The organism is Pararobbsia silviterrae (assembly GCF_003628125.1).
GTDB classification, from domain to species: domain Bacteria; phylum Pseudomonadota; class Gammaproteobacteria; order Burkholderiales; family Burkholderiaceae; genus Pararobbsia; species Pararobbsia silviterrae.
The window spans coordinates 210,120-231,204 of record NZ_RBZU01000007.1; the positions used below are offsets into that span (position 1 = coordinate 210,120).

Below are 21,085 nucleotides of genomic sequence, written 5' to 3' on the forward strand. Positions count from 1 at the left end.
TTTCATTCCGGGGTCCCGACGATCTCATTTTTTAAAGCCAAAAAAGATCGATCAAGGTCTTTGATACCCCTGCTCGGACTAGGCTTAATCCGCGTGGGCAGGCCGCCCCTATCCGGCGGCCCGCCGCGAAGCCTGCTATCATGCGCGGGCATCCAGAGTCGGCAAGCGTGTTTGCCGACGCCAACCTGCCCTCCCGGCAAGGTGGCGGCCCTCAGCGGCGATGCGGCCGAGCTTCGGCAACGAAACGGGAACAGCAAGGCTCGCACCGGTTCGTCAACCTCTTACCGGAATCGAGCATGACCTCATCGAAGTCTTCTTCCGCTGCGTATGCGGCGTCTCATGCGGCATCGGAAGCGACGCATGTCGCTATCGCGGATCTGTTCCCCGGGTCTCGCCTGAGCCATATTCTCCATGTCGTGACCGAGCCGAGCGTGTCCGCGGTCAGCAGTGTCATCGAGTGCATCGATTCGCTTAAGTCCTTGTCGCTCGATATCGAGAGCGTTCACGTGCGCCGATTGCCCACGGCATTCGATCAACGCGTCTGTCTGCACGGCATCGACGAAACGCACGCACGCGCGATACGCGACCGGCTCGAAACGCTCGCGCCCGTCATCCGCGTCAAGCTCGAACATCAGATCAAAGTCTCGCGCGACGACGCTTGAGGTTCACGCGCGCCCTCGATGCCCAAGAGCGCGCGCATACGCCTCGTCAGTGCCGATCGTCGGTGCCGCTGCGCTTGATCGGCATCGCTTGTACCCCGCGCATCGATACCGTGCGTCGTGATTGACAGGCCGTGATTGGCAAACGCTATTCGAAGGATTCGTTCAATCAATGTGACGCGCGCCGGGGCCTTTGCCAGAATCGCCTCTAACGATCCGCCGCGATCCCTTTCGATTCAGACCGAGGCCACCATGAACCGACGCATCTCGACCTTGCTTTCAAACGCGAGCATGCCTTCACCGCGCGAATGGTCAACGTTGCGCACCCTGTTGACCGAACTGCTCGCGCACCGCGGCGGCGCATCCTAGCGCGTTCCCGCGTATTCCTGTGCATGATCCGTGATCCGCGCACGCGCGCGGATCGCGCCGCCCCGTCGCGGTGCGGCGCGCATATCGTTGCGCTAGCCTGTCGCGCGCCCGCCCGGGTTTCGAATATCGAAATCGGCCTGCTCGATCCATTGAGGAGAACGCTCATCTGGATCGAGACGCCGACCAATCCGCTGCTGCGACTCTGCGAGCTCGACGCGATCTCAGCCCGCGCGTTCAGATATCGAGCGCGTTCGTCAGATCGCCGATCGGCGCCTGTCCGCGCGATGCGCGCGCGACATCGCGCGCGCGTACGCCGTCGAGCGGTTCGAGATCGTGGACGCGGCTGATCAGGCGCAGGATCGAATTCGTGTCGTAGATCGTGTGGTCGACATGGCCCTTCTTCGCGAACGGCGAAATCACGAGCGCGGGAATGCGCGACCCCGGGCCCCATCGGTCGCCCTCGGGCGGCGCGACCGGATCCCACCAGCCACCGTTCTCGTCGTGCGTGACGATGACGACCATGCCGCCCCACTGGGGCCCCTTCTCGAGATGCGCGATGACGTTCGCGATATGACGGTCGCCCGATTCGATGTCCGCGTAACCCGCATGCATATTGAGGTTGCCTTGCGGTTTGTAGAACGTGACCGCCGGCAACGTGCCGGCGTCGATATCGGCCAGAAATGCATTCGTCGATGGATCGTCGCCGACGCCGCCGTCGCGCAAATGCGTGCGTCCCGTCGTGCCCGGTGCGTAGGCGGCAAAGTAATTGAACGGCTGATGATGAAACTGAAAGTTCGGAATCGCGCCCGTCTCGTGATGCGCGAGCGCATCCTTCCACGCGCCCGCATACCAGGCCCACGAAACCTGACGCGCCGATAAGCGGTCGCCGATCGTGTCGTAAGTCTGCGGCGGCAGCACGGCGGCGTTCGACGGATCGGCCTTCGTCGGGTCGCCGTCGGGCGCGGGCTTCACGAAGCTCGGTTGATAGGGCGGCGCGACCGTGTTGACCGCGTATCCGTCGGGCGTATAGGCGCCGTCCTTGACATAGACCGGTGGCCCGTCGAGCGCGGACTTCGGCGAATTCGGCGCGAGCTGCAGCCGCGTGCCCGTCGGATCGTCGCCGACGATGACCGAGACCTGCTTCTTCGCCGGCGAATTGAACACATCGGGGTGACGCGGCGTCTGCGCCGAGATCAGGTAGATGTGGTTGAGCCACGAGCCGCCGAAAGCGGCCATGAAGAAGTTGTCGCACAGCGTGTATTTCTGCGCGAGGCCCCAGAGCCGCAACGACGACGCGTCATTGCGGTAATGCCCCATGACGAGCGCGCCCGAGTCGCCCCAGGCAACGAACTGGTTGTTGCGGCCCGCGTTGATCTGCATCTGGTTCTGATAGAAGCGATGCACGAGATCGCGCGTGATCACGGACGGCGGCAGCGGCGCGCCGGTTTCGTCGCCGACCCGGAACGGCGCGTTCGCGAGATTCGCGATCTGGTCCTCGGCGATCACGTAGTCGCGCCCGCCGATCGTCTGCGCCTGCGGCACGAGACCGCCCCAGATCTTCGGCAACGTCTGAAGCGGCGTCACGCCGTCGCGGTCATATTGCGTCGAGCGCGCGGTCGGCACGGTGTCGAGCGGCGTATGCACGCCCGGAAAATTGCCGTACAGGTTCGTGAAGCTCCGGTTTTCGGCATAGATCACGACTATCGTACGGACCTTGTCGCGGAGCGACTGCGTACGTTCGGCCGCGTTCGGTTCGACCGCGGCTTGCGCGGACGGCGTCTTCAGCGCATCGCACCCCGCGACGACCCAGCCCGCGCCGACCGCCGCGAAGCCGCCGAGCAGCCGGCGGCGCGACGGATCGGCCGGCGCGTCGCGCGTGGCGCTCGCGTCGAGCGGCGCATCGGAGGGGCGTTCATCGGTCGGATCGTCGTGGCGGCTCATAGGGGCGTCCTGGTTCAGGCGATCCGCCACCCTAACACGCCCCTATGCCATGTCGATGAAGCCCTGTGCGGAACACGACGCGCCGTTAGCCGTTCCCGTTGTCCGAACTCGCCTCGGCCGCCGGCTTGCCTACCTGCTCGATATCGCGAACGAGCCGCGCGCGCGCCGCTTCGAGCACGTCTTCGGACAGCGCCGGATCCTGGACCGCGCGCGCCATCGACAGCGCGCCCGCCATCGTCGACACCATGTCGAGCGCATGGAGCCGCCGTTCGCGCGCGCTGCGCGCGGCCCCCAGCAACGGCACGAGACGCGCGACGAGACGCTCGACATGCGCCGAATACAGCGCACGCGCACGCGTGCCGCTGCGCGCGATATCGCCGGTCAGCGCGGTCAGCGCGCACCCTGTCGCGGGGTCGTCGCGATGTTCGACGCTCAAATACAGCTCGACGTAGCGCACGAGATCGATCGCGCCGCGCGCGTCGACGATCGAACACAGCGTGCCGTCGCTCGCGCGCAGCGCGACCTCGACCGCCTCGGCGACGAGGTCCTCGCGCGATTCGAAATGCCGGTAGAACCCGCCGTGCGTGAGACCCGCTTCCTTCATGAGATCGGCAAGGCTGATGCCATCGATGCCTTTCTCGCGAAAGCGCGCCGCCGCCGTGTTCACGATGCGTTCGTGCGACTGCGCCTTGTCCGCTTTCGAATAACCCATGGTCGTACCCCTGTTTCAACGATGCCGATCATACCGCCCCTCCTTCCTGCTCTTCCCGCCGTGCAGGCACGACGCCATAGCAAGAACGAAAGCGCGCGATCGGCAAAATCAATCAAGATGTCGATTGACATCCAGATTGTACACCGATAGTCTTCAGCCAGGATGATGAACAACATCTTGATGACTCGACAACGATCGCACGATGCGGCGTCCCGAGTTCATCGTTTGAACGCATCAAGGATCGAGCGGCTAAGCCGGCATCCGGCTCCGCGGTCTTTCTCCATCGACCGACACTGAGGAATATGCAATGAGCCACTCACACGACAACGGCACGGCACTCGTCACGGGCGCCTCCACGGGCATTGGCGCGACCTATGCGGATCGTCTCGCTCGGCGCGGATACGACTTGATCCTCGTCGCGCGCAATGCGCAGCGCCTCGATGCGCTCGCCGCTCGGCTGCGCAGCGAAACGGGCCGCTCCGTGCAGACGCTCGTCGCCGACCTGCGCAAGCCGGACGACCTCGCCAAAGTCGAGCAGACGCTGCGCAGCGATGCGCGGATCACGCTGCTCGTCAACAATGCGGGTACCGCGACGCTGGGCCCGCTCGGCACGGCCGACATCGAGCGGCTCAACGGCGAAATCGACCTCAACATCGTCGCGCCGACGCGCCTCTCGCATGCGGTGCTGCCGGGACTCGTGTCGCGGGGCCGCGGAACGATCGTCAATATCGCGTCGGTGCTCTCGCAGATGATTCAGCCGGGCAACGGGGTCTACGGCGGCACGAAGGCCTATTTGCTGCACCTGAGCCAGGTCCTCAACGAGGAAGTCGGCGCGGCGGGCGTCCACGTCCAGGCCGTGCTGCCGGGCGCGACGCGCACGGAAATTTGGGAGACGTCGGGTGCCGACATCAACGAATTCCCGGCTTCGATGATCATGGAAGTCGATGAGATGGTCGACGCCGCGCTCGCGGGCCTCGACGCCGGCGAAACGGTCACGATTCCGTCGCTGCCCGACCCGGCCGACTGGCAGCGCTTCCTCGACGCCCGCGCGGCGTTGCGCCCGAACCTGTCGCATCAGCATCCGGCGCCGCGTTACGGCGTCGCCGCGAAGGTCTAGTTCGGGCGAGGCGCGGCGGGCGACGGGGCGCTCGAAAAATGCGCGCGGATCAATGCGCGGATGCCGTTCGGGTCGTCGTCCGTCACGATGGCCCGTGCGAGATCGAGATCGCACGGGATGCGCCCGGTCGCGAGCAGGCTTCGCACGATCTCGATGTGACCGTTGTCGATCGCCATGCGGATCGGGCTCCTGCCGGTCGCATCGCGACGACACGGATCGATGGACGGATGCGCCAGCAACATGTCGACGATCTGCGTATGGCCCGCGAACGCGGCGCCGACGAGCGGGCAGTCGAAATTCGGGTCCGTTCGCGGATCGTCGAGCAGCAATGTGACGATCGACGCGTGTCCGATCTGAGCTGCAAGGCGCAACGCTCCATGGCACGGATGGATCTGCACAACGCGCTCGGCCACCGCCGGAGACGCTATCGAAGACGCATCGAAGCATCCGAGGCAACCACTCGACGCGCGAACATCGACGTCCGGCGTAGCGGTAAGCGCGCGCGACACGCCGCGAAACAAGGCCGAGACCGCCATTCGATCCGCGACGCGCTTCGAGCTCAACGCGAAATTCGAGCGCGAAGCATCGCTCGCGCACAGGTCGATGTCGTGAGCAAGCAACTCGCGAACGATTTCCGTACGCCCGAATAGTGCAGCAATGCAAAGCGGATTGCTGAGATTCGGATCGATGCCCGGGACGCGAAGCAATGTCTTGACGATCTCGACAAATCCGCCGCTCGCGGCCCGCCAGAGCGCGCTTCGACCCACATCATCGAGATCGTTGACGACGCGGCGAACCGCCTCGAAATTGAGCAGGCATGTCACGGCGCTTGGATCACCCCGCTCCGCTGCCGCGATCAGTTCGCGCGAGAGAAGCTGCCTGTCGACGTTCGCGAACGCGCTTTCGACGATCGCATGGTGACGCCGGCAGGTGTGCGCAAACGCCAGATGCGCGTCGAAATCGAGATGCCGGCAAATCTCGTGGATGATTTCCGCGGGCAAGTCGTCGAGGGATACGACGTGCGACGCGTCGATCACGCGTTGACGCGCCGGCAGCGGCGTGACGCGACCGGATCCGATGGCGGGAAGCATGAGCACCTCGTCGAAGGAAATCGCCTGGGGGCCGAAGCGCGGCCGACACAACCGACCGACGCCCCAGTGCGTTCCGCATCATCGCGAGATCGCCGTCGCGTGGCTTGTCCAAGATGCGCTGCCTAGCGCCACGTTTGCACGCGCCCGGCGATGTACTCGAACGCGCGCCGCGCGCACACGCCGCGCGACCGGTACGCGGCGTTCGTCAATCCCGCCCGGCGCGCCCCTCGTCGACGAGCTCGTCGAGCCGCGCGAGAAAACGCTTAAGCACGGGCGACGCATTGGTCTTGTTGTAGCCGACGACAAGGTCGATCGACGGCCCATCGCCCTCGATCGGCCGGCTCACGACGGACCACGGCAGCAGATTCGTCGCATACGCGGGCATCAACGACAAACCGCGCGTCGACGCGACGAGCGACATCGCGCCCGCGAGATTGTCGACGCCGTGTTCGCGAAGCATCGAGATGTGCGCCTGTTCGAGATACGTTTCGATGATCCCGGCCAGTACGGGCGACTTGTTCGTCACGCCGACCAGCCGCTCGCCCGTGAAATCCTCGGGTCGCACACGCTCGCGCGCGGCAAGCCGATGGTCGTTCGGCATCAGCACGACGAGCGGCTCGCGATGGACGACGCGATACTCGAGGCCGTAGCCGATTTCCTGGCGCAGGAACGCGGCGTCGAGCCGGCCGCGCGCGAGCGCGTCGGCGAGATCGGCCGAGTAGTCGCTCGACACGGTCACATCGATCGACGGCAGATCGTCGCGCAGCACCTGCATCGCCTTGGGCAGCCACGTCATTTCGGTGCCCGTCAGAAACCCGAGCGCCAGTGTGGGCTTGGACGGCTGGGCCGCCCGGCGCGCGGCCTCGACGGCAGCATCGACCTGGGCCAGCACGACGCGCGCATGATCGAGAAACGCGCGCCCCGCCGACGTCAATTCGACGCCGCGCGCGCTGCGGATAAAGAGCGGCGCCCCGACCTCATCCTCGAGATCGCGGATCTGCCGGCTCAGCGACGGTTGCGACGTGAACAGCCGGTGCTCGGCCGCATCCGTCAGACTGCCCATCTCGGCGACCGCCACAAAGTATCGAAGATGTCGAAGTTCCAAGCGCACCTCCCGCGCGGATCCGGTCGAAGCGCGTCAGACCGGATCGATCTGCGCGAGCGCGCGCGCGATCGATTCGGCATCGACGGGCCGCACGAGTCGCGCGATCTCCTGACCGTCTCGCATGAAGATCAGCGTCGGCCAAAGCTTGACCCGGAACGACCGGCCGAGCGCGCGCCCGGGCCCGTCCTCGATCTTCAGATGACGCAGGCTCGCGTGCGCGGCCAGCGCCTGCGCGAGCAAGGGCTGAGCCGCGCGGCAATAGCCGCACCAGCCCGTGCCGAACTCGACGAGCGTCGCGCCGGGCAAGGCATCGACCTCGACGCGCGTCGGTGCGGCTTCGGTATAAACGGTATTCATAGGCATCGGGATCGAGAACGCCGCCGGCAGTCATCGACGCGCAATCAACGCACGATTGACGCACGATTGACGTCGACGCGCGCCGCGTTCGGGCGGCTCTCCGGGTGGCGCTTCAGGTGGTTTCAGGGTGACGCTTCAGGTGACGCTTCGCGTCTCGTACTCAGACGGCGCATTCGACATGTTCGGCCTGCGTGTGCGGCGAGCATACCGAGAATCCGCATTCGGTGCCGATGTCCGCGTTACGCCGCGCGCGGCGCGGCTTGGTCGGGTTGCACGCGAAACGCAGCGGGCGACACGCCGCACCAACGCTTGAACTGACGCGAGAACCGGTTGCCGTCCGCGTATCCGAGCCGCGCGGCGATCTCGCCGATCGACAGCACGTCGTCGAGCAGCAGCATCTTCGCGCGCCGCAGCCGCAGCGTGGATTCGTATTGGCGCGCCGACACGCCGAACACTTGGCGAAACATCGAATTGCCGTAATCGGGGTGATAACCGAGCTGCCGGATCATCGATTCGATCGTGGCCGCGCCTCCCGCGTCGACCTCGCGCTCGATGCGTTCGGCCAGACGCGTCGCCGTCTGCAAGGTCGCCTGCGGCAACTCGGGCAGCGCCGCATATTCGACCTGATAGGCCCCCGCCAGCACGGCGAACAACGCGAAGAGCCCCGATGCGAGTTCGAGCCGCGAGGTCAGCCCTTTATGGGTCGGAATCGCGCGCATTCGTTCGAGGATCGGGCGCAGCCGCTGGCCGACCGCGCTCTCGGCGCCGATGAGCCGCGAGCCGCCCCGGCACAGCAGGCGCCGCAGCGCGAGTTCGTCGATATCGAAATGGATGCAATAGAGCTTCGACTCGACGGGCGTCACGCTCGCGTGCGCGTCGAACGGACACAGCAGCAGCAGATCGTTCGGCGACTGATCGAGCGTGCGCCCCGTGAGCCGCGTTTCCTGCCGGCCCGATTCGAGCAGGCAGATCTCGAAGTACGGATGATCGTGCCGCGGATACGACCACCCGGCCGGCACGTCGCGCGTGTGCGCGCCCGTGAGCTGAAAGCTCGCGGACAGATTCGGTTGCCGCAGCGTCGTCACGCTGCCCGACTCGATCAAGGGCGCAGGGGTGTGGCTCGGATGCATAGGGTTAATACGGGGGTCGAAATCTCGGCTTTGGCTAGATGGAACGCGCCTCCGGTCATGTCTCTCAGCCGCGCCGGCTGGGATGATTCTATGTGAATTCACCCGCCAGACGGTGATGAAAACCCCAGATCCACATTGGAGGAAACAGACGTGGCACAAGTCCAGGCATTACCGATTTCGATTCAGATCTACAGCATGCGCAATATCGGCAACCTCGATCAGGAACTCGACACCGTCGCGGCCGCCGGTTACCGCAACGTCGAATTGATCGGCGCGCATCTCGACGACGCCGTCAACGTGCGCGCCAAACTCGACGCGCGCGGCCTCAAGGCGTCGTCGAGCCATGTGAGTCTCGACGCCCTGCGCACGCGCTTCGACACGGTCGCGGCCGCCTGCAAGACGCTCGGCTTCACGCAATTGTTCATGCCCGCCGTGCCGCCCGCCGAACGCGACGCCGACGGCCCGTACTGGAGCGCGCTCGGCCGCGAACTCGGCGACTACGCGCGCCGTTTCGCCGAGCAAGGCATCGATCTCGGCTATCACAACCATCATTGGGAACTCAAGCAGAAGGAAGGTGGCAAGAACGCGCTCGAACTGTTGTTCGAAGGCGCGGCAGGCAGCCCGCTGACGTGGCAGGCCGACGTCGCGTGGCTCGTGCGCGGCGGCGTCGATCCGAAAGTCTGGCTCAAGCGTTATAGCGACCGTGTCGTCTCGGTTCACGCGAAGGACATCGCGCCCGAAGGTCAGGCGCTCGACGAGGACGGCTGGGCCGACGTGGGCACCGGCGTGCTCGACTGGCACGACCTCGCCGACGCGAGCCGCGCCGCGGGCGCGCGCTGGTTCGTCGCCGAACACGACAAGCCGTCGGACCCGGGTCGCTTCGCACGCGCGAGCTTCACATTCCTCAATTCCCTCTGATCGGATCGCAGCATGACAGTGACTCAAATCGGCATCATCGGATGCGGCAACATCAGCGATGCGTACTTCAAGGGCGCCGCGAATTCGCAATTGATCCAGGTCAAGGCCTGCGCGGATCTGCGCCCCGAGGCGGCGAAGGCCAAGGCGGAGCTTTACGGCGTGCAGGCGCTCAGCGTCGAGGCGCTGCTCGCCGATCCCGAGATCGAGATCGTCGTGAACCTGACCGTGCCGGCCGCGCACGCGCCCGTCTCGATGCAAATCCTCAACGCGGGCAAGCACGTCTACCTTGAAAAGCCGCTGTCGGCCCAACTGGCCGCCGCGCGCGAAGTCATCGCGCTCGCGAACACGAAGGGCCTGCGCGTGGGCTGCGCGCCTGACACGTTCTTCGGCGCGTCGCATCAGGCCGCGCGCCGCGCGATCGACGAAGGACGCATCGGCCGCGCCGTCGGCGGCACCGTCGCCGTGCTCTCGCACGGCATGGAACATTGGCATCCGAATCCGGAATTCTTCTTCAAGCGCGGCGGCGGCCCGATTCTCGATCTCGGTCCGTACTACATCACGCAGCTCGTCAATATGCTCGGTCCCGTCACGCGCGTGTCGGGCATCACGACGATCGGCAATCCCGTGCGCGTCGTGACAAGCGAGCCCCTCAAGGGCACGAAGATCGAAGTCGAAGTGCCGACGACGGTCAACGGCCTGCTCGAGTTCGCGAACGGCGCGAACCTGACGCTCAGCGCGTCGTGGGACGTCTGGCGCCATCAGCGCGCGCCGATCGAGGTCTACGGCACCGAAGGCAGCCTGCTCGTGCCCGATCCGAACTTCTTCGGCGGCACGCCGATGATCAGCGAGCGCGACGGCGAATGGAAAGCGCTCGACATCAGCGCGCATCCGTTCGGCATCAGCAACCGGACCAAGGGTAACGGCGATCCGGTCGCCGACTATCGAATCGTCGGTGTGCTCGATATGGCGACGGCGATCCGCCAGGGCCGTGCGCATCGCGCGAGCGGCAAACTCGCGCTCCACGTGCTCGAAGTGCTCGAAGCGTTCGAACGCTCGTCGAACGAGGGCCGGCATATCGTCATCGAAAGCCCGTGCGACCGCCCCGACGCCGTGCCGCTCGGCGCGGGCGAGGAAGTCTTCGGCGCCGCACGCGAACTCGCCTGATCCGGGCGCGTCTCGCGCGCGGGCCTTACCGTGTGTCTCCCGCTCGAAGGGCGAACGGTCCAGCGGCCGTTCGCCCGCTTTTTTGGGGCGCGCGAACGATCGAGGCGGTCCGCAAGCATTGAACACACGCACGGCGCCTGCCGATGCCGATGCGCGCGCGGCAGCCGGACGCGCTAACGCAGATTCGTTTCGGCAAGCTCGAGGATCTCGTCGCCGCGACCGCTGAGAATCGCCCGCAGCATATAGAGGCTGAAGCCGCGCGCATGCGAGAGCTCGATCGTCGGCGGCATCGCGAGCTCGTACTTCGAAATCACGACGTCGACGAGCGCGGGCCCCGGATGCGCAAATGCCGCGCGCAGCGCATCGGCGACCGAATCGGAGTCCTCGACACGCACGCCGAAAATCCCCGCGCCTTTCGCGATCGCCGCGAAATCGGTCTTGCTCAGATCGACGTTCGTGTCGAGATACCCGCCTGCCTTGAGTTCCATCGAAACGAAGCCGAGCAGGCTGTTGTTGAACACGACGATCTTGATCGGCAGATTGAGCTGCACGGCCGTCAACAGATCGCCGAGCAGCATCGAGAGGCCGCCGTCGCCCGACATCGACACGACCTGGCGGTCCGGATTCGCCCCCTGCGCGCCGAGCGCCTGCGGCATCGCATTGGCCATCGATCCGTGATTGAACGATCCGTGGAGCTGGCGTTTGCCGTTCATCGTCAGATAGCGCGCGGCCCAGATGGTCGGCGTGCCGACGTCGGCCGTGAAGATCGCGTCGTCGTTGGCGATCTCGTCGATGAGCTTGGTCAGATACTGCGGATGCACGGGCCGTCCCTTGCCGGCTGGCTTCGCGAGATCGTCGAGGGCCTTGCGTGCGTCCGCATAGTGGCGCTTGGCGTTGTCGAGGAACTTGCGGTTCGCTTGACGCACGATCCGCGGCAGCACGGCATTGACCGTCTCCTTGACCGTGCCGACGAGGCCCAGCGCGAGCGGCGCGCGATGCCCGAGCTGCGCGCCCTTCCAGTCGATCTGGATGACCTTCGCGTGCTTCGGATAAAACGGCCGATACGGAAAATCGCAGCCGAGCAGCAGCAGCGTGTCGCAGGATTCCATCGCGTGATAGCCCGAGCTGAACCCGATGAGCCCCGTCATGCCGACGTCGAACGGATTGTCGTATTCGATGAACGGTTTGCCGCGCAGCGCGTGCACGATCGGCGCGCCGAGCGCATCGGCCAGCGCGACGACCTGCGCGTGCGCGCCCGCGACGCCGCTGCCGCACATGATCGTGACGGCCTCCGCATCGTTGAGCATCTGCGCGAGGCGCTCGATATCGGCGCCGGACGGCAGGATCGTCGCGGGTTCGCTCGGCGACCACGCCGGTTTTTCGGCGGGCCCGTCGGCGAGCGCCACGTCGCCGGGCAGCACGATGACCGAGACGCCGCGTTCCTCGATCGCGGTCCGGATCGCCCGGTCGAGCAGACGAGGTAACTGCGTCGCGTTCGAGACAAGCTCGACGAAATGGCTGCATTCCTTGAAAAGCTGCTGCGGATGGGTTTCCTGAAAGTACCCGAGGCCGATTTCGGTCGACGGAATATGGGCCGCGATCGCGAGCACGGGCTGATGGCTGCGGTGGCAGTCGAACAAGCCGTTGATCAGATGCAGGTTGCCGGGCCCGCAACTGCCCGCGCAGACGGCGAGCTTGCCCGTCGAGGCCGCGTCCGCGCCGGCCGCGAACGCGGCGCTTTCCTCGTGGCGCGTATGCATCCAGCGGATGCCGCCGACCTGATCGAGGCTGTAGGCAAGGCCATTGAGGCTGTCGCCCGTGACGCCCCAGATACGCTCGACGCCGACCGCCTTGAGCGTATTGGCCACATATCCGGCTATCGTCGATTTGCTCATCCCGCCACCCTTGAATTGGACACACGCGGCAGTATGCGAGCGTTCGCCCAAGGCCGCATATCGGCCCCCGGAACGCGCTCGACGGGATACGTGGACACGGTGTCCGCGCGCCGCCGCCAGATCCTTGCATCGCCTGTGGCGGGATCCTCGGCGTGCATCGCGCGGCCCGCCAACACGCCTTGCGGCCAGCCTCCGCCCGACGCACGTTGCGCACCGTTTAAACCTGAGTTGCGCGCAGGGACATTTCACGCCGCGGCGCGCGCAGGTATGCTTCGTCCTTCACAACACAACCTCGTTTCTCGCACCTGCGGCGCAAGACGCCACGCAGCTTGACCGCGCCGTGCCGAACAAGCACGCGCCAGCGAGCCTCCTTGCCCCCACAGGAATCTTCATGACGATCGAAGTCTCAGCGGCCCCGACACGGGACGCCCCCAAGCTCACATCCGGCCTCATTGCTCTATTCGCGTTCTGCTGCGGCGTCATCGTCGCGAATCTGTACTACTCGCAGCCGATCATCGACCTGATCGCGCCCGATATTCATCTACGGACCGAAACCGCGAGTCTCATCGTGTCGCTCACGCAGATCGGGTACGCGATGGGCCTGTTTTTCCTCGTTCCGCTCGGCGATCTGCTCGAAAACCGCCGGCTCATGATCACGACGATGCTGTTCGCGATCGCCGGGCTCGCGATCGCCGCGGTCACGCACCATGCGGCAACGTTTCTCGTCATTTCGTTCGTGATCGGCTTCAGTTCGGTCGCGGTGCAGATCCTGATCCCGCTCGGCGCGCATCTCGCGCCCGATGAATCGCGGGGCCGGGTCGTCGGCACGATCATGAGCGGCCTGCTGCTCGGCATCCTGCTGTCGCGCCCGATTTCGAGCTTCGCCGCCGACTTTTTTGGCTGGCGCTTCGTATTCGCCGCCGCCGCGGTGCTCATGGCCGTCGTGACGGGCGTCGTCGCATGGACGATTCCGAAGCGCCAGCCCGCGCACCAAGCGACCTACTTCGAACTGATCCGCTCGCTCGAACATCTCGTCGTGACGATGCCCGTCTTGCGCCACCGCGCGTTGTATCAGGGCCTGATGTTCGCCGCGTTCAGTCTGTTCTGGACGGCGGTGCCGCTCGAACTCATCGGGCACGAAGGCCTGACGCAAACCGGGGTCGCGATCTTCGCGCTCGTCGGCGCGGCCGGCGCGACGTCGGCGCCGCTCGCCGGCCGTCTCGCCGATGCCGGCTATACGCGGCGCGGCACGTATATCGCGCTCACGCTGGGGATCCTCGCCTTCCTGCCGTCGATTGTGCATCCGGCCTGGGGCGTCGGCAGTCTCGTCGTGACCGGCGTGGCCATCGATTTCGCGGTTCAGATGAACATGGTGCTCGGCCAGCGCGAGATCTTCTCGTTGCACGCGGCGAGCCGCAATCGGCTCAATGCGCTCTATATGACGTGCATCTTCACGGGCGGCGCGATCGGTTCGTCGATCGCGAGCGCGCTCTACAAGCACGGCGGCTGGACGCTGACGGCGAGTATCGCGATCGTGTTCCCGCTGCTTGCGCTGCTGCATTTCGCGGCGGTCGGCAGCCGGGAGAGCGCGCAGCGCTCGCGCTAAGTCGGTCGTCGCGCCGCACACGGCGCGCGATCGTGTCGTGTCGTGTCGTGTCGTGTCGAGGCGCACGGCGTCGCGCGCGCCCCGCACTCAGACAAGCCCGATGTCGTTCGCGTATTTGACGAGATCGACATGATTCGTCAGATTCAGCTTGCGCATCGCCGAGCGCTTTTGTGTCGCGACCGTCGGCACCGCGCGGCTGAGCCGCCGCGCGATTTCCGTGACGGTCAGACCGTGCGAGAACAGGCGCACGACTTCAAGCTCGCGCGGCGAAAGCGAACGTTCGGGCATCTCCCCCTCGCGATGCCCGTTCGCCACAACGCGCTGCAGCACCTTCGGCGACATCAGCGTGCGTCGGCTCGACAGCGCGCGAAGGCCCATCTGGACGAGTTCGGTCAAGGATTCCTCCTTGCTCACGATGCCCGCGACCCGCAGCTTGCTCAGTTCGCGATACATGCCGCCGCTCGCGATCATCGTGAAAGCGACGAGCGGCAGCGTCGGATAGCTGCGCCGCAACATGCTGATCAGTCGCAGCCCGTCAACACTGCTTTGATCCGTCGAATGCATCACGAGGTCCGTGACGACGAGATCGGGCAGATCGCGCTGCAGAATCTGAACCAGTTCGTCGCCCGAACTGGCTGTCGCGACGACTTCGCATCCGATGTGCTGCGCGAAGGCGTCGGACACGGCCGCCAACACGACGGGATGATCGTCGGCAATGACGATACGAAGGGGGCGGGCCTGCCTATGCATGAGCACACCGAATCAGTAAGGCGCAAAGGGGACGCGCGCGGTGATATCCACCTGAATTCTAGTAATCGCGACTCGGGAGACAACCTCTTTGTGGGCCTCGCCACGCCATCGCGCGCGCCTCATCGTCGAACTGCGTCAGGCATCGGGCCGGCTCTGCGCGGCCTCCTGGGATACCCGCTCGCGCCAGAGCGCATGCATGCGCTCGCCGAGCACTTGGGGGCGCCCGGCGAAAATCAATCGTTCGATCGCCTTCGGCCCCGCGAGCATCCGTGACAGCGCGCGCCGCTCGTCCGCATCACCGATCAGGCGCAAGGCGGCATCGATATACGCTTGCGTCGTTCGCGCGATCGTCCACTCGGGAAACCCCAAGCGCCGGAACATGCCCTCGTCGATGTGCTCATGAACCTCGCGGCCCGTGCGACACACGCCGATGAGTCCGGCCCATACCGTGTCGACGATCCCGTTCGTGTTGCCGAACGGAAACGGATTGAGAAACACGTCGCTTTCCGCGATCACGCGCATATAGCGCGTGTAGTCCTGGTGCGTATAGACGATCGCTTGATCGCCCATCAAGCGACGGATCCAGTTCCGTACTTGAGGAAACGTAAGTCCTCTTGCCTGCCCGACGAGGAAATGAAATTCGACGGGCACGGACGCTTGATTCGCGATCTCGACACAGGCCTGCAGAAAACCTGGATTGAGCTTGATCGTCGTGGCCGCGACGACGATCCTCACGGGCCCGTTCTGATTTTTTTTCGGCGGCAAATCCAGTTCGAGCATGGCCGCCGGCGCGCGATACGGCATGCCGTCGGACGGTAGCATCAGCAAGGTTTCGCTAAAGCACGCCGAGTCGCCGACGTAGTCCTCCTCGACCACGACGTAATCCATCGCATGACCGTGCGTCGTGGCCGGATGACCGAGCGCCATGAGTTGAATCGGCGCGACGCGCAGGCACGCGAGCACCATCGTGATCGGGAACATGCCGACGCTCGGCATATACATCATCTGCGCGCCGCGCGCCTCGCTGGTCTCACGCACGAACCTGGCGTTCTCCCAGAGGTTCTCGTTTCCGAACACGATGAACTCATCGAACACCGCACGTCCCGCTTCGTCGACGAGCCGCTCGAACCCCATGCCGACGAGATGGAAGCGCTCGCGCATCGCGACGAGCGTCTGCGAGTGCGTGCGATAAATCGAGTGATTCTTTGAAAACCATTCGAGTACGACGAGCACTACGGGTTTGCCCTGCGCCGCAGGAGCCGCGCGCCGCTCGACGTCGTGCAGATCGAGACTCGCGAGCTTGCGGCGGATCAGCGCGTTGATCGGCTTCTTGATGTCGTGCTTGCCCGGCAGATCGGCATAACTGCAATGCATATACATGTCGTGCAGAACGCCCATCGGCAAGGCATCGATCGACTCGATCTCGGCGAGTCGATCGGGCAGCCAGCGCAGAATCAACTCGCGCTTCTGATGCGCGGGCGGTGTCGCGAGAAAGCGCGACGACATGATCGTCATCGCCAGACTCGCGGCGATGACCTTGTCGTAGTCCCAGAGCGCGTCCCAATCGAGGCGCACTTCGGACTCGGGCATGTAGAACAGCTGAAACTTGCGCATGTTCGCCACACGCGGCGAGACTGCATAGCGCGCGTCCTCGTCGATGCCGAGCGAACGCAACACGTGATCGCCGTTGCGAAACGCGCTCGCCGCGAAGATCCCGGCGAGCCAGCGCTGAAACAGCGCGATGTGCTTGAAACCCTCGTCGGAGAACGTAAACGCGGGATCCGTCACGAGCGCCGTAATCGCGGATGCGAGACGCGTGACGATGTGATCGTCCATGATGTCGAACGCTTCCTCCGACTGCGCCCAGTCGTCGACGTCCATCAGGATGCCGTAGTTCTGATCGATTCGCGTCAGCAAGGCCAGAAGCTCGCGACCGGCGGCTTCGTGATCGCGGCAATAGCACAGATATTCGAACTTGTTGATGCTGAATTTCATGGCATTCCAACGTGTATCGACGCGATGCGAGCCCTCGATGAATATGCGGGACGACGCTCGAATCAGTGTGTCCAGGCGACCGATAACCAATACTGAACCGGTTTCTTTCCAGGGTCGACCCATGATGACGACGCGAACCCAAACGGCTTCGCGACGGAAACGGAAACGGTCGCGCCGATCGGCGTCAGCCAATCGACGCTCACGCCGTAACCGGCAAGCAGGCGGTCATTGCTCACGCCGGGCACGCCGGGATACCCATCCTCCCACCCGTTCCACGGCGCGTGATTGACGCGGCCGTAAGCGAAATCCGTGAACGCGCCGAACTGGAGCTGGTGACCGGTCGCGACCGGCACGCGTTGAATCACGCCGAGATTGACGACCGCGCCATCGTCGAACGACCCCTCGTCGGGCCGATACGCACGCACGGCATCGGGGCCGCCGATCATCAGCTTTTCGCTCGGATCGAGATTCCGATTCGCGAGCTGCGCGTTCACACGCCCCATGACGAAGAGATTGCCGTTCGAGGTGATCGCGCGCGTTCCAAAAAGATTCGTGGTCCATTTCGCATACATGCCAGCCACGTCCGTGACGCGATTGGCGAACGAATCGTTGGACTGATGCCCGATATTCATCGCGGCTTGCATGCTCCAGACGTTCGCGCGCAAGTATTTGGGCCGATCGCCGTTGTCGGCCTGCACGCCGAGCCGCAGCGAATCGATCGTGTTGTGCTGCGCGCCGTAGACGGGGCCCAGATCCGTCGTCGTGCGGCTGTGCACGTACGATGCGGTGCCCCAGATATTGCTGTCGAGACCGCGCGCGAACGGAAACATGACCCCGACCTCGCTCGTCGACGCAACGCCCGTGATCGCCGTCAGCCCGTTGATCGAATATTGCTGGCGCGTAAATCCCGCCGTTGCGCGCCAATCGCTGCCGAACAGCGGCACGCTGCCGCTCAACGCACCGGTCCACATCTTGTCGTCGGTCGCCATGAGCGTCAGCGCATAGCGATCGCCGATGCCGAACAGATTGTTCGCGGACCCCGTCACGCCGAAACGCAGCGAACCCGTCGACGGCATCCCCTTGTTGTCGGCAACGAGATCGGCCTGCACGGGCTTACCCGAGCTGGCCAGATCGAACGCAACGTTCACGTCGCCGACACCCGCGCCCGGTGAAAACTGCGGCGCCTTCTCGATCGCGACGCCCGGCATGTCCTGCAGAAGCTGTGTCGCGCGTTCGAGACGCACCGAACGCAGCAGGCAATCTTCAGGAATGCTGTCCTGACCGCATAGCGCGCGCGTGATCAGTCGTTGCAGATGCGCATCGTCGACCCGCGATGCGTTCTTCAGCGTAATCGCCCGCACACGCCCCGGAAATACCGTGAAACGCACCTGCGCGCCATGGCGCGATGCCTCCCAGTCTTCCTGCGTCATCAGAACTTGCGCCAAAGGAAAGCCGTCCTGACGCAGCGCGGCAGTCAAAGCCTCCGACCAGCGATTGACGTCGGCGTAGGTGGCCGGCGCATCGCCGAGCGCGCGTATCCGCTGCGCGACGCGCTCGGTCGCTTCAGCCGCGTCGCGACCGTCGGCCGGCACGACCTTCACGGCGATCTCGCCGTGTGCGTGCGGATCGGACACGGACGATATCTCAGATTGAGCCGACGCCATCGCGATAGCAGGCTGAATCAGAATCAGCCCTGCGATCCATATCGGGCGGACACGGCCGCCTGCGCGAGCGAAGTCGCTCCAGTTCCATCGATGCACCAAGATGCGATGCTTCCTTACCTAAATTGAATCCGTGCAGCGTATTGCGGGCGCGCGTCCCCGACAGTCGATGTCCGCCATCGCGGACTCGCCACCGTGAGGGTGTCGCGCTTTTGAAGCAAGTATCCGAAGTCGTGACGCGATGAACGCGGCGGCTTGACGCCACCACGTCCATGCGATGAAACGTCAGTGCGCTGTCGTTTGTGCCGTATCGGCCGACGCGGACGCGTCGAGCGTCGTTTTGGAATCGGGCCGAAGCCATCCGTGCGATTTGACGGCATAGGGCCGCCCGTCCGCGACACCGCGTTCCGCGTAGAAGAACTCGCGCGTATGCGTATCGACGGACAGTTCCGCGTGCGTACCGGTCGATGCATCGTCGAACGCGAAATGCTTCGCTCCGTGTGCCGCATCGCGATATGGCATGTGGCGCGTCATCCGTGCCGAGCGTGTGCGCACGACCAGATCGGCATCGTGTCCGGCCCCCTCGAAACGCACCTCGTCGAGCGTCGCGCCGGACCAGTACTCGGCATCGCCCGATTCGATCGTCAGCGGCTCGGCGCGCTCAAGACCCAGCGCTCCTCCGTGGTCCGCGACAAAGTATTCGATGGCCGCGCCGATGCCGATACCCCCGGCCACACCGACGATTGCGCCGACCGCGCCATTCGAGTCGCTCGACGTGTCGGTATTGACAACCGGGCTCGAGCCGTTCGAATCACCGGGACCCGGATCATCGGTAACCGGCGGCGGATCGCTCTCATAGGCGATCGATTGCCCGTTGCTTCTGATCGACGCGACACCCGCTTGCGTGACGTTGACGGCCCCGGTGGTCGTTGCGCCGGTGCCGAGCGTCGAGTTCCCGTTGCCGGTCGCAATGCCGTTGTCCGTGACATTGATGGTGCCGGATTGCACGAGACCGACGGCTTCGGTGGAGTTTCCGGAAACCGCCACTTCGGCCGTCCCTGAAACGTTGATCACGCCGTTCTGGTCGACGCCCGTGCCTTGGGACGAATCGCCGAGAATCACGACCGTGCTGTCTTCCGCGGCGCTGATTTGTCCTCGCTGATTGACACCCGTGCTCGCCGTCGAGCGACCGATGAAAGTCGTCGAACTGTTGCCTGACGCATTGACCCCGCCGATCTGCTGCACGCCCATTCACGGAATCGTAGCCCGCAAAAGCATAGACACTCCGCCCGCTTGCCGATGTGCCATTGATCTCGATCGTCGAATTCCCCGTGACGTTCAGATTCCCATACTTCCAGATCACCACGCCATTGCCCGAATTGGACACGCCCGTGGCCGTCAGCGTGCCATTCCCCGTCGTGGTCAGGGTGCCCTGAAAGACGACGCCGGCGCCGCCCGATGACGTGCCTTGGAGCGAACCGCCTCCGATATTGACGACCGAACCGGATAGCGCAATGCTGTTGCCGTTCCTGAGTATGCCGTTGCCGGACGTGGTACGCCCCCAGATCGTCAGATTGCCGCCATTGAGATCGATCGTGCTCGTGCCGTCGGTGTTGTTGTTCACCGAACCATTTGCCGTTCCCACACCGGCAACAAGATTCAGATCAAGTGTGTCCGACGTCGACGTGATATTGCCGTTGAGCTGGATACTGCCGTTGGCGGTCATCGTCAGATTCGCTGCCCCGCCGGCTGTCTTCCTGATGTCCGCGCCCGCGTTCTGCACGATATCGCCGGATGCCGAACCCGTGCTCGCGGTGGAGATCAGCACGTCCGTGCCCTCATTCAACGCATCACTGATCGTCGTGTTGTTGATTGTTGCGCTCGCATTCGAGCCGCCGCTGAATCCGCTCGTCACGCTCCCGCCGTAGCCCGCGTCGCTGCTCGTTGCGATCGTCACGTTCGTCGGGTCGATAAGCCACTGGCCCGACTTGCCGTTCGGCGCCGATGCGCTGACCGCACCCTGCACATCGAGATCATGACCCGACGTCTCGACGAAACCGCCGTCGCCGTGCGCCGAATCGGCCCTGATCGTCGCGCCGCGATCGACCTGCGTATCGTTCGCGAAGGTCATGCCGTCGGCGAGCATCGTTTGCGCCTGCGTGCCCGTGAGTTGATGCAGACTGTCGCCGCCCAGAATGACCTTGCCGCCCGCCGCATCGCCGCTGACATCGATGCTCGCGTTGTTAAACAAGCCCACACGGTCACCCGACAACACGACCGTGCCGCCAGTACCGCCCGGCGCCGTATTCGATGCGTCGATCTTGCCCGTCATCGCGACATCGCCCGTCGTGCCCGCATCGAGCACCACGTCGCCCGCACGCACCACGCCCGACAGGTTCACGACCGTGCTCAGCAAGGTGTCCTTGCCGCGTGCGGTCAACAGCACTGTGCCGTTCTCCGCGCGAATCGTGCCGCTGTTGTCGACGAGCGCCTGCGCCGTCGCATTCGTCAGCGCCACCTGAATGCCCTGGCCGTTGGGCAACGCGACCGTCGCGCTGTCGCCCGCGGCCAGCACCACCTGACCGCCAGGCGCCGTTTCGATCGACCCCGTGTTC

General features: G+C 64.9%; 17 protein-coding genes and 1 riboswitch. Of the genes, 5 read left to right on the forward strand and 12 right to left on the reverse strand.

What is annotated here, in order from left to right; all coding sequences use genetic code 11:
* Positions 1–143 precede the first annotated feature (143 nt).
* Positions 144–254, forward strand: a riboswitch (SAM-I-IV-variant riboswitch).
* A gap of 42 nt (positions 255–296) precedes the next feature.
* Positions 297–662 (forward strand): hypothetical protein, encoded by a 366-nt coding sequence (locus D7S86_RS16890; RefSeq protein WP_121088017.1) that lies wholly within the window; start codon positions 297–299, stop codon positions 660–662.
* A 600-nt stretch (positions 663–1,262) separates the two neighbouring features.
* Here the strand turns inward: D7S86_RS16890 and D7S86_RS16895 are convergent.
* Both D7S86_RS16895 and D7S86_RS16900 read right to left on the reverse strand, forming a co-directional pair.
* A complete protein-coding gene (locus D7S86_RS16895; RefSeq protein WP_121088018.1) occupies positions 1,263–2,969 on the reverse strand; it encodes an acid phosphatase in 1,707 nt (568 codons plus the stop codon).
* A gap of 85 nt (positions 2,970–3,054) precedes the next feature.
* The gene (locus D7S86_RS16900; protein ID WP_121088019.1) at positions 3,055–3,681 is read right to left on the reverse strand and encodes a TetR/AcrR family transcriptional regulator; all 627 of its coding nucleotides are present in this window, start codon (positions 3,679–3,681) and stop codon (positions 3,055–3,057) included.
* 307 nt (positions 3,682–3,988) lie between these two features.
* On the opposite strand from D7S86_RS16900, the gene D7S86_RS16905 reads away from it, so the two are divergent.
* The gene (locus D7S86_RS16905; protein WP_121088020.1) at positions 3,989–4,798 is read left to right on the forward strand and encodes an SDR family NAD(P)-dependent oxidoreductase; all 810 of its coding nucleotides are present in this window, start codon (positions 3,989–3,991) and stop codon (positions 4,796–4,798) included.
* Here D7S86_RS16905 and D7S86_RS16910 read toward each other — a convergent pair.
* The 4 genes from D7S86_RS16910 to D7S86_RS16925 all read right to left on the reverse strand — a co-directional run bounded on the left by D7S86_RS16910 (position 4,795) and on the right by D7S86_RS16925 (position 8,481).
* Positions 4,795–5,889 carry an ankyrin repeat domain-containing protein gene (locus tag D7S86_RS16910; protein WP_121088021.1) on the reverse strand — a complete coding sequence of 365 codons (1,095 nt, stop codon included), beginning with the start codon at positions 5,887–5,889 and terminating at the stop codon, positions 4,795–4,797. The genes D7S86_RS16905 and D7S86_RS16910 overlap by 4 nt on opposite strands.
* A 205-nt stretch (positions 5,890–6,094) precedes the next feature.
* Positions 6,095–6,994 (reverse strand): LysR substrate-binding domain-containing protein, encoded by a 900-nt coding sequence (locus D7S86_RS16915; RefSeq protein ID WP_121088022.1) that lies wholly within the window; start codon positions 6,992–6,994, stop codon positions 6,095–6,097.
* A gap of 33 nt (positions 6,995–7,027) precedes the next feature.
* The gene (locus tag D7S86_RS16920) at positions 7,028–7,357 is read right to left on the reverse strand and encodes a thioredoxin family protein (protein ID WP_121088023.1); all 330 of its coding nucleotides are present in this window, start codon (positions 7,355–7,357) and stop codon (positions 7,028–7,030) included.
* 233 nt (positions 7,358–7,590) lie between these two features.
* Complete coding sequence (locus D7S86_RS16925; protein ID WP_121088024.1) at positions 7,591–8,481, reverse strand: AraC family transcriptional regulator; 891 nt, start codon at positions 8,479–8,481, stop codon at positions 7,591–7,593.
* Between the two features lie 150 nt (positions 8,482–8,631).
* Between D7S86_RS16925 and D7S86_RS16930 the strand changes: the two genes are divergently transcribed.
* Together D7S86_RS16930 and D7S86_RS16935 are read left to right on the forward strand one after the other, a co-directional pair.
* On the forward strand, positions 8,632–9,399 hold the full coding sequence (locus tag D7S86_RS16930) for a sugar phosphate isomerase/epimerase family protein (protein ID WP_240648228.1): 768 nt from the start codon (positions 8,632–8,634) through the stop codon (positions 9,397–9,399).
* A gap of 12 nt (positions 9,400–9,411) precedes the next feature.
* Entirely contained in the window at positions 9,412–10,563 is a 1,152-nt protein-coding gene (locus D7S86_RS16935; RefSeq protein WP_121088026.1) for a Gfo/Idh/MocA family protein, read from the forward strand.
* A gap of 173 nt (positions 10,564–10,736) precedes the next feature.
* Here the strand turns inward: D7S86_RS16935 and poxB are convergent, their stop codons facing one another.
* Entirely contained in the window at positions 10,737–12,458 is a 1,722-nt protein-coding gene (gene poxB, locus D7S86_RS16940; RefSeq protein WP_121088027.1) for a ubiquinone-dependent pyruvate dehydrogenase, read from the reverse strand.
* A 391-nt stretch (positions 12,459–12,849) separates the two neighbouring features.
* On the opposite strand from poxB, the gene D7S86_RS16945 reads away from it, so the two are divergent.
* Positions 12,850–14,064, forward strand: a complete 1,215-nt coding sequence (locus tag D7S86_RS16945) for an MFS transporter (RefSeq protein ID WP_121088028.1) — start codon at positions 12,850–12,852, stop codon at positions 14,062–14,064.
* Between the two features lie 87 nt (positions 14,065–14,151).
* Here the strand turns inward: D7S86_RS16945 and D7S86_RS16950 are convergent, their stop codons facing one another.
* The 5 genes from D7S86_RS16950 to D7S86_RS29580 all read right to left on the reverse strand — a co-directional run.
* A complete protein-coding gene (locus D7S86_RS16950) occupies positions 14,152–14,814 on the reverse strand; it encodes a response regulator (RefSeq protein ID WP_240648229.1) in 663 nt (220 codons plus the stop codon).
* Positions 14,815–14,949: 135 nt separating this feature from the next.
* A complete protein-coding gene (locus tag D7S86_RS16955; RefSeq protein ID WP_121088029.1) occupies positions 14,950–16,809 on the reverse strand; it encodes a peptide transporter in 1,860 nt (619 codons plus the stop codon).
* Positions 16,810–16,871: 62 nt separating this feature from the next.
* Positions 16,872–18,443, reverse strand: a complete 1,572-nt coding sequence (locus tag D7S86_RS16960; RefSeq protein ID WP_240648230.1) for a ShlB/FhaC/HecB family hemolysin secretion/activation protein — start codon at positions 18,441–18,443, stop codon at positions 16,872–16,874.
* A gap of 312 nt (positions 18,444–18,755) precedes the next feature.
* Positions 18,756–19,205 (reverse strand): hypothetical protein, encoded by a 450-nt coding sequence (locus tag D7S86_RS29575; protein WP_158602003.1) that lies wholly within the window; start codon positions 19,203–19,205, stop codon positions 18,756–18,758.
* 118 nt (positions 19,206–19,323) lie between these two features.
* Positions 19,324–21,085: autotransporter outer membrane beta-barrel domain-containing protein (locus D7S86_RS29580; protein WP_476704090.1), on the reverse strand; the 1,762-nt coding region annotated here is incomplete at its 5' end.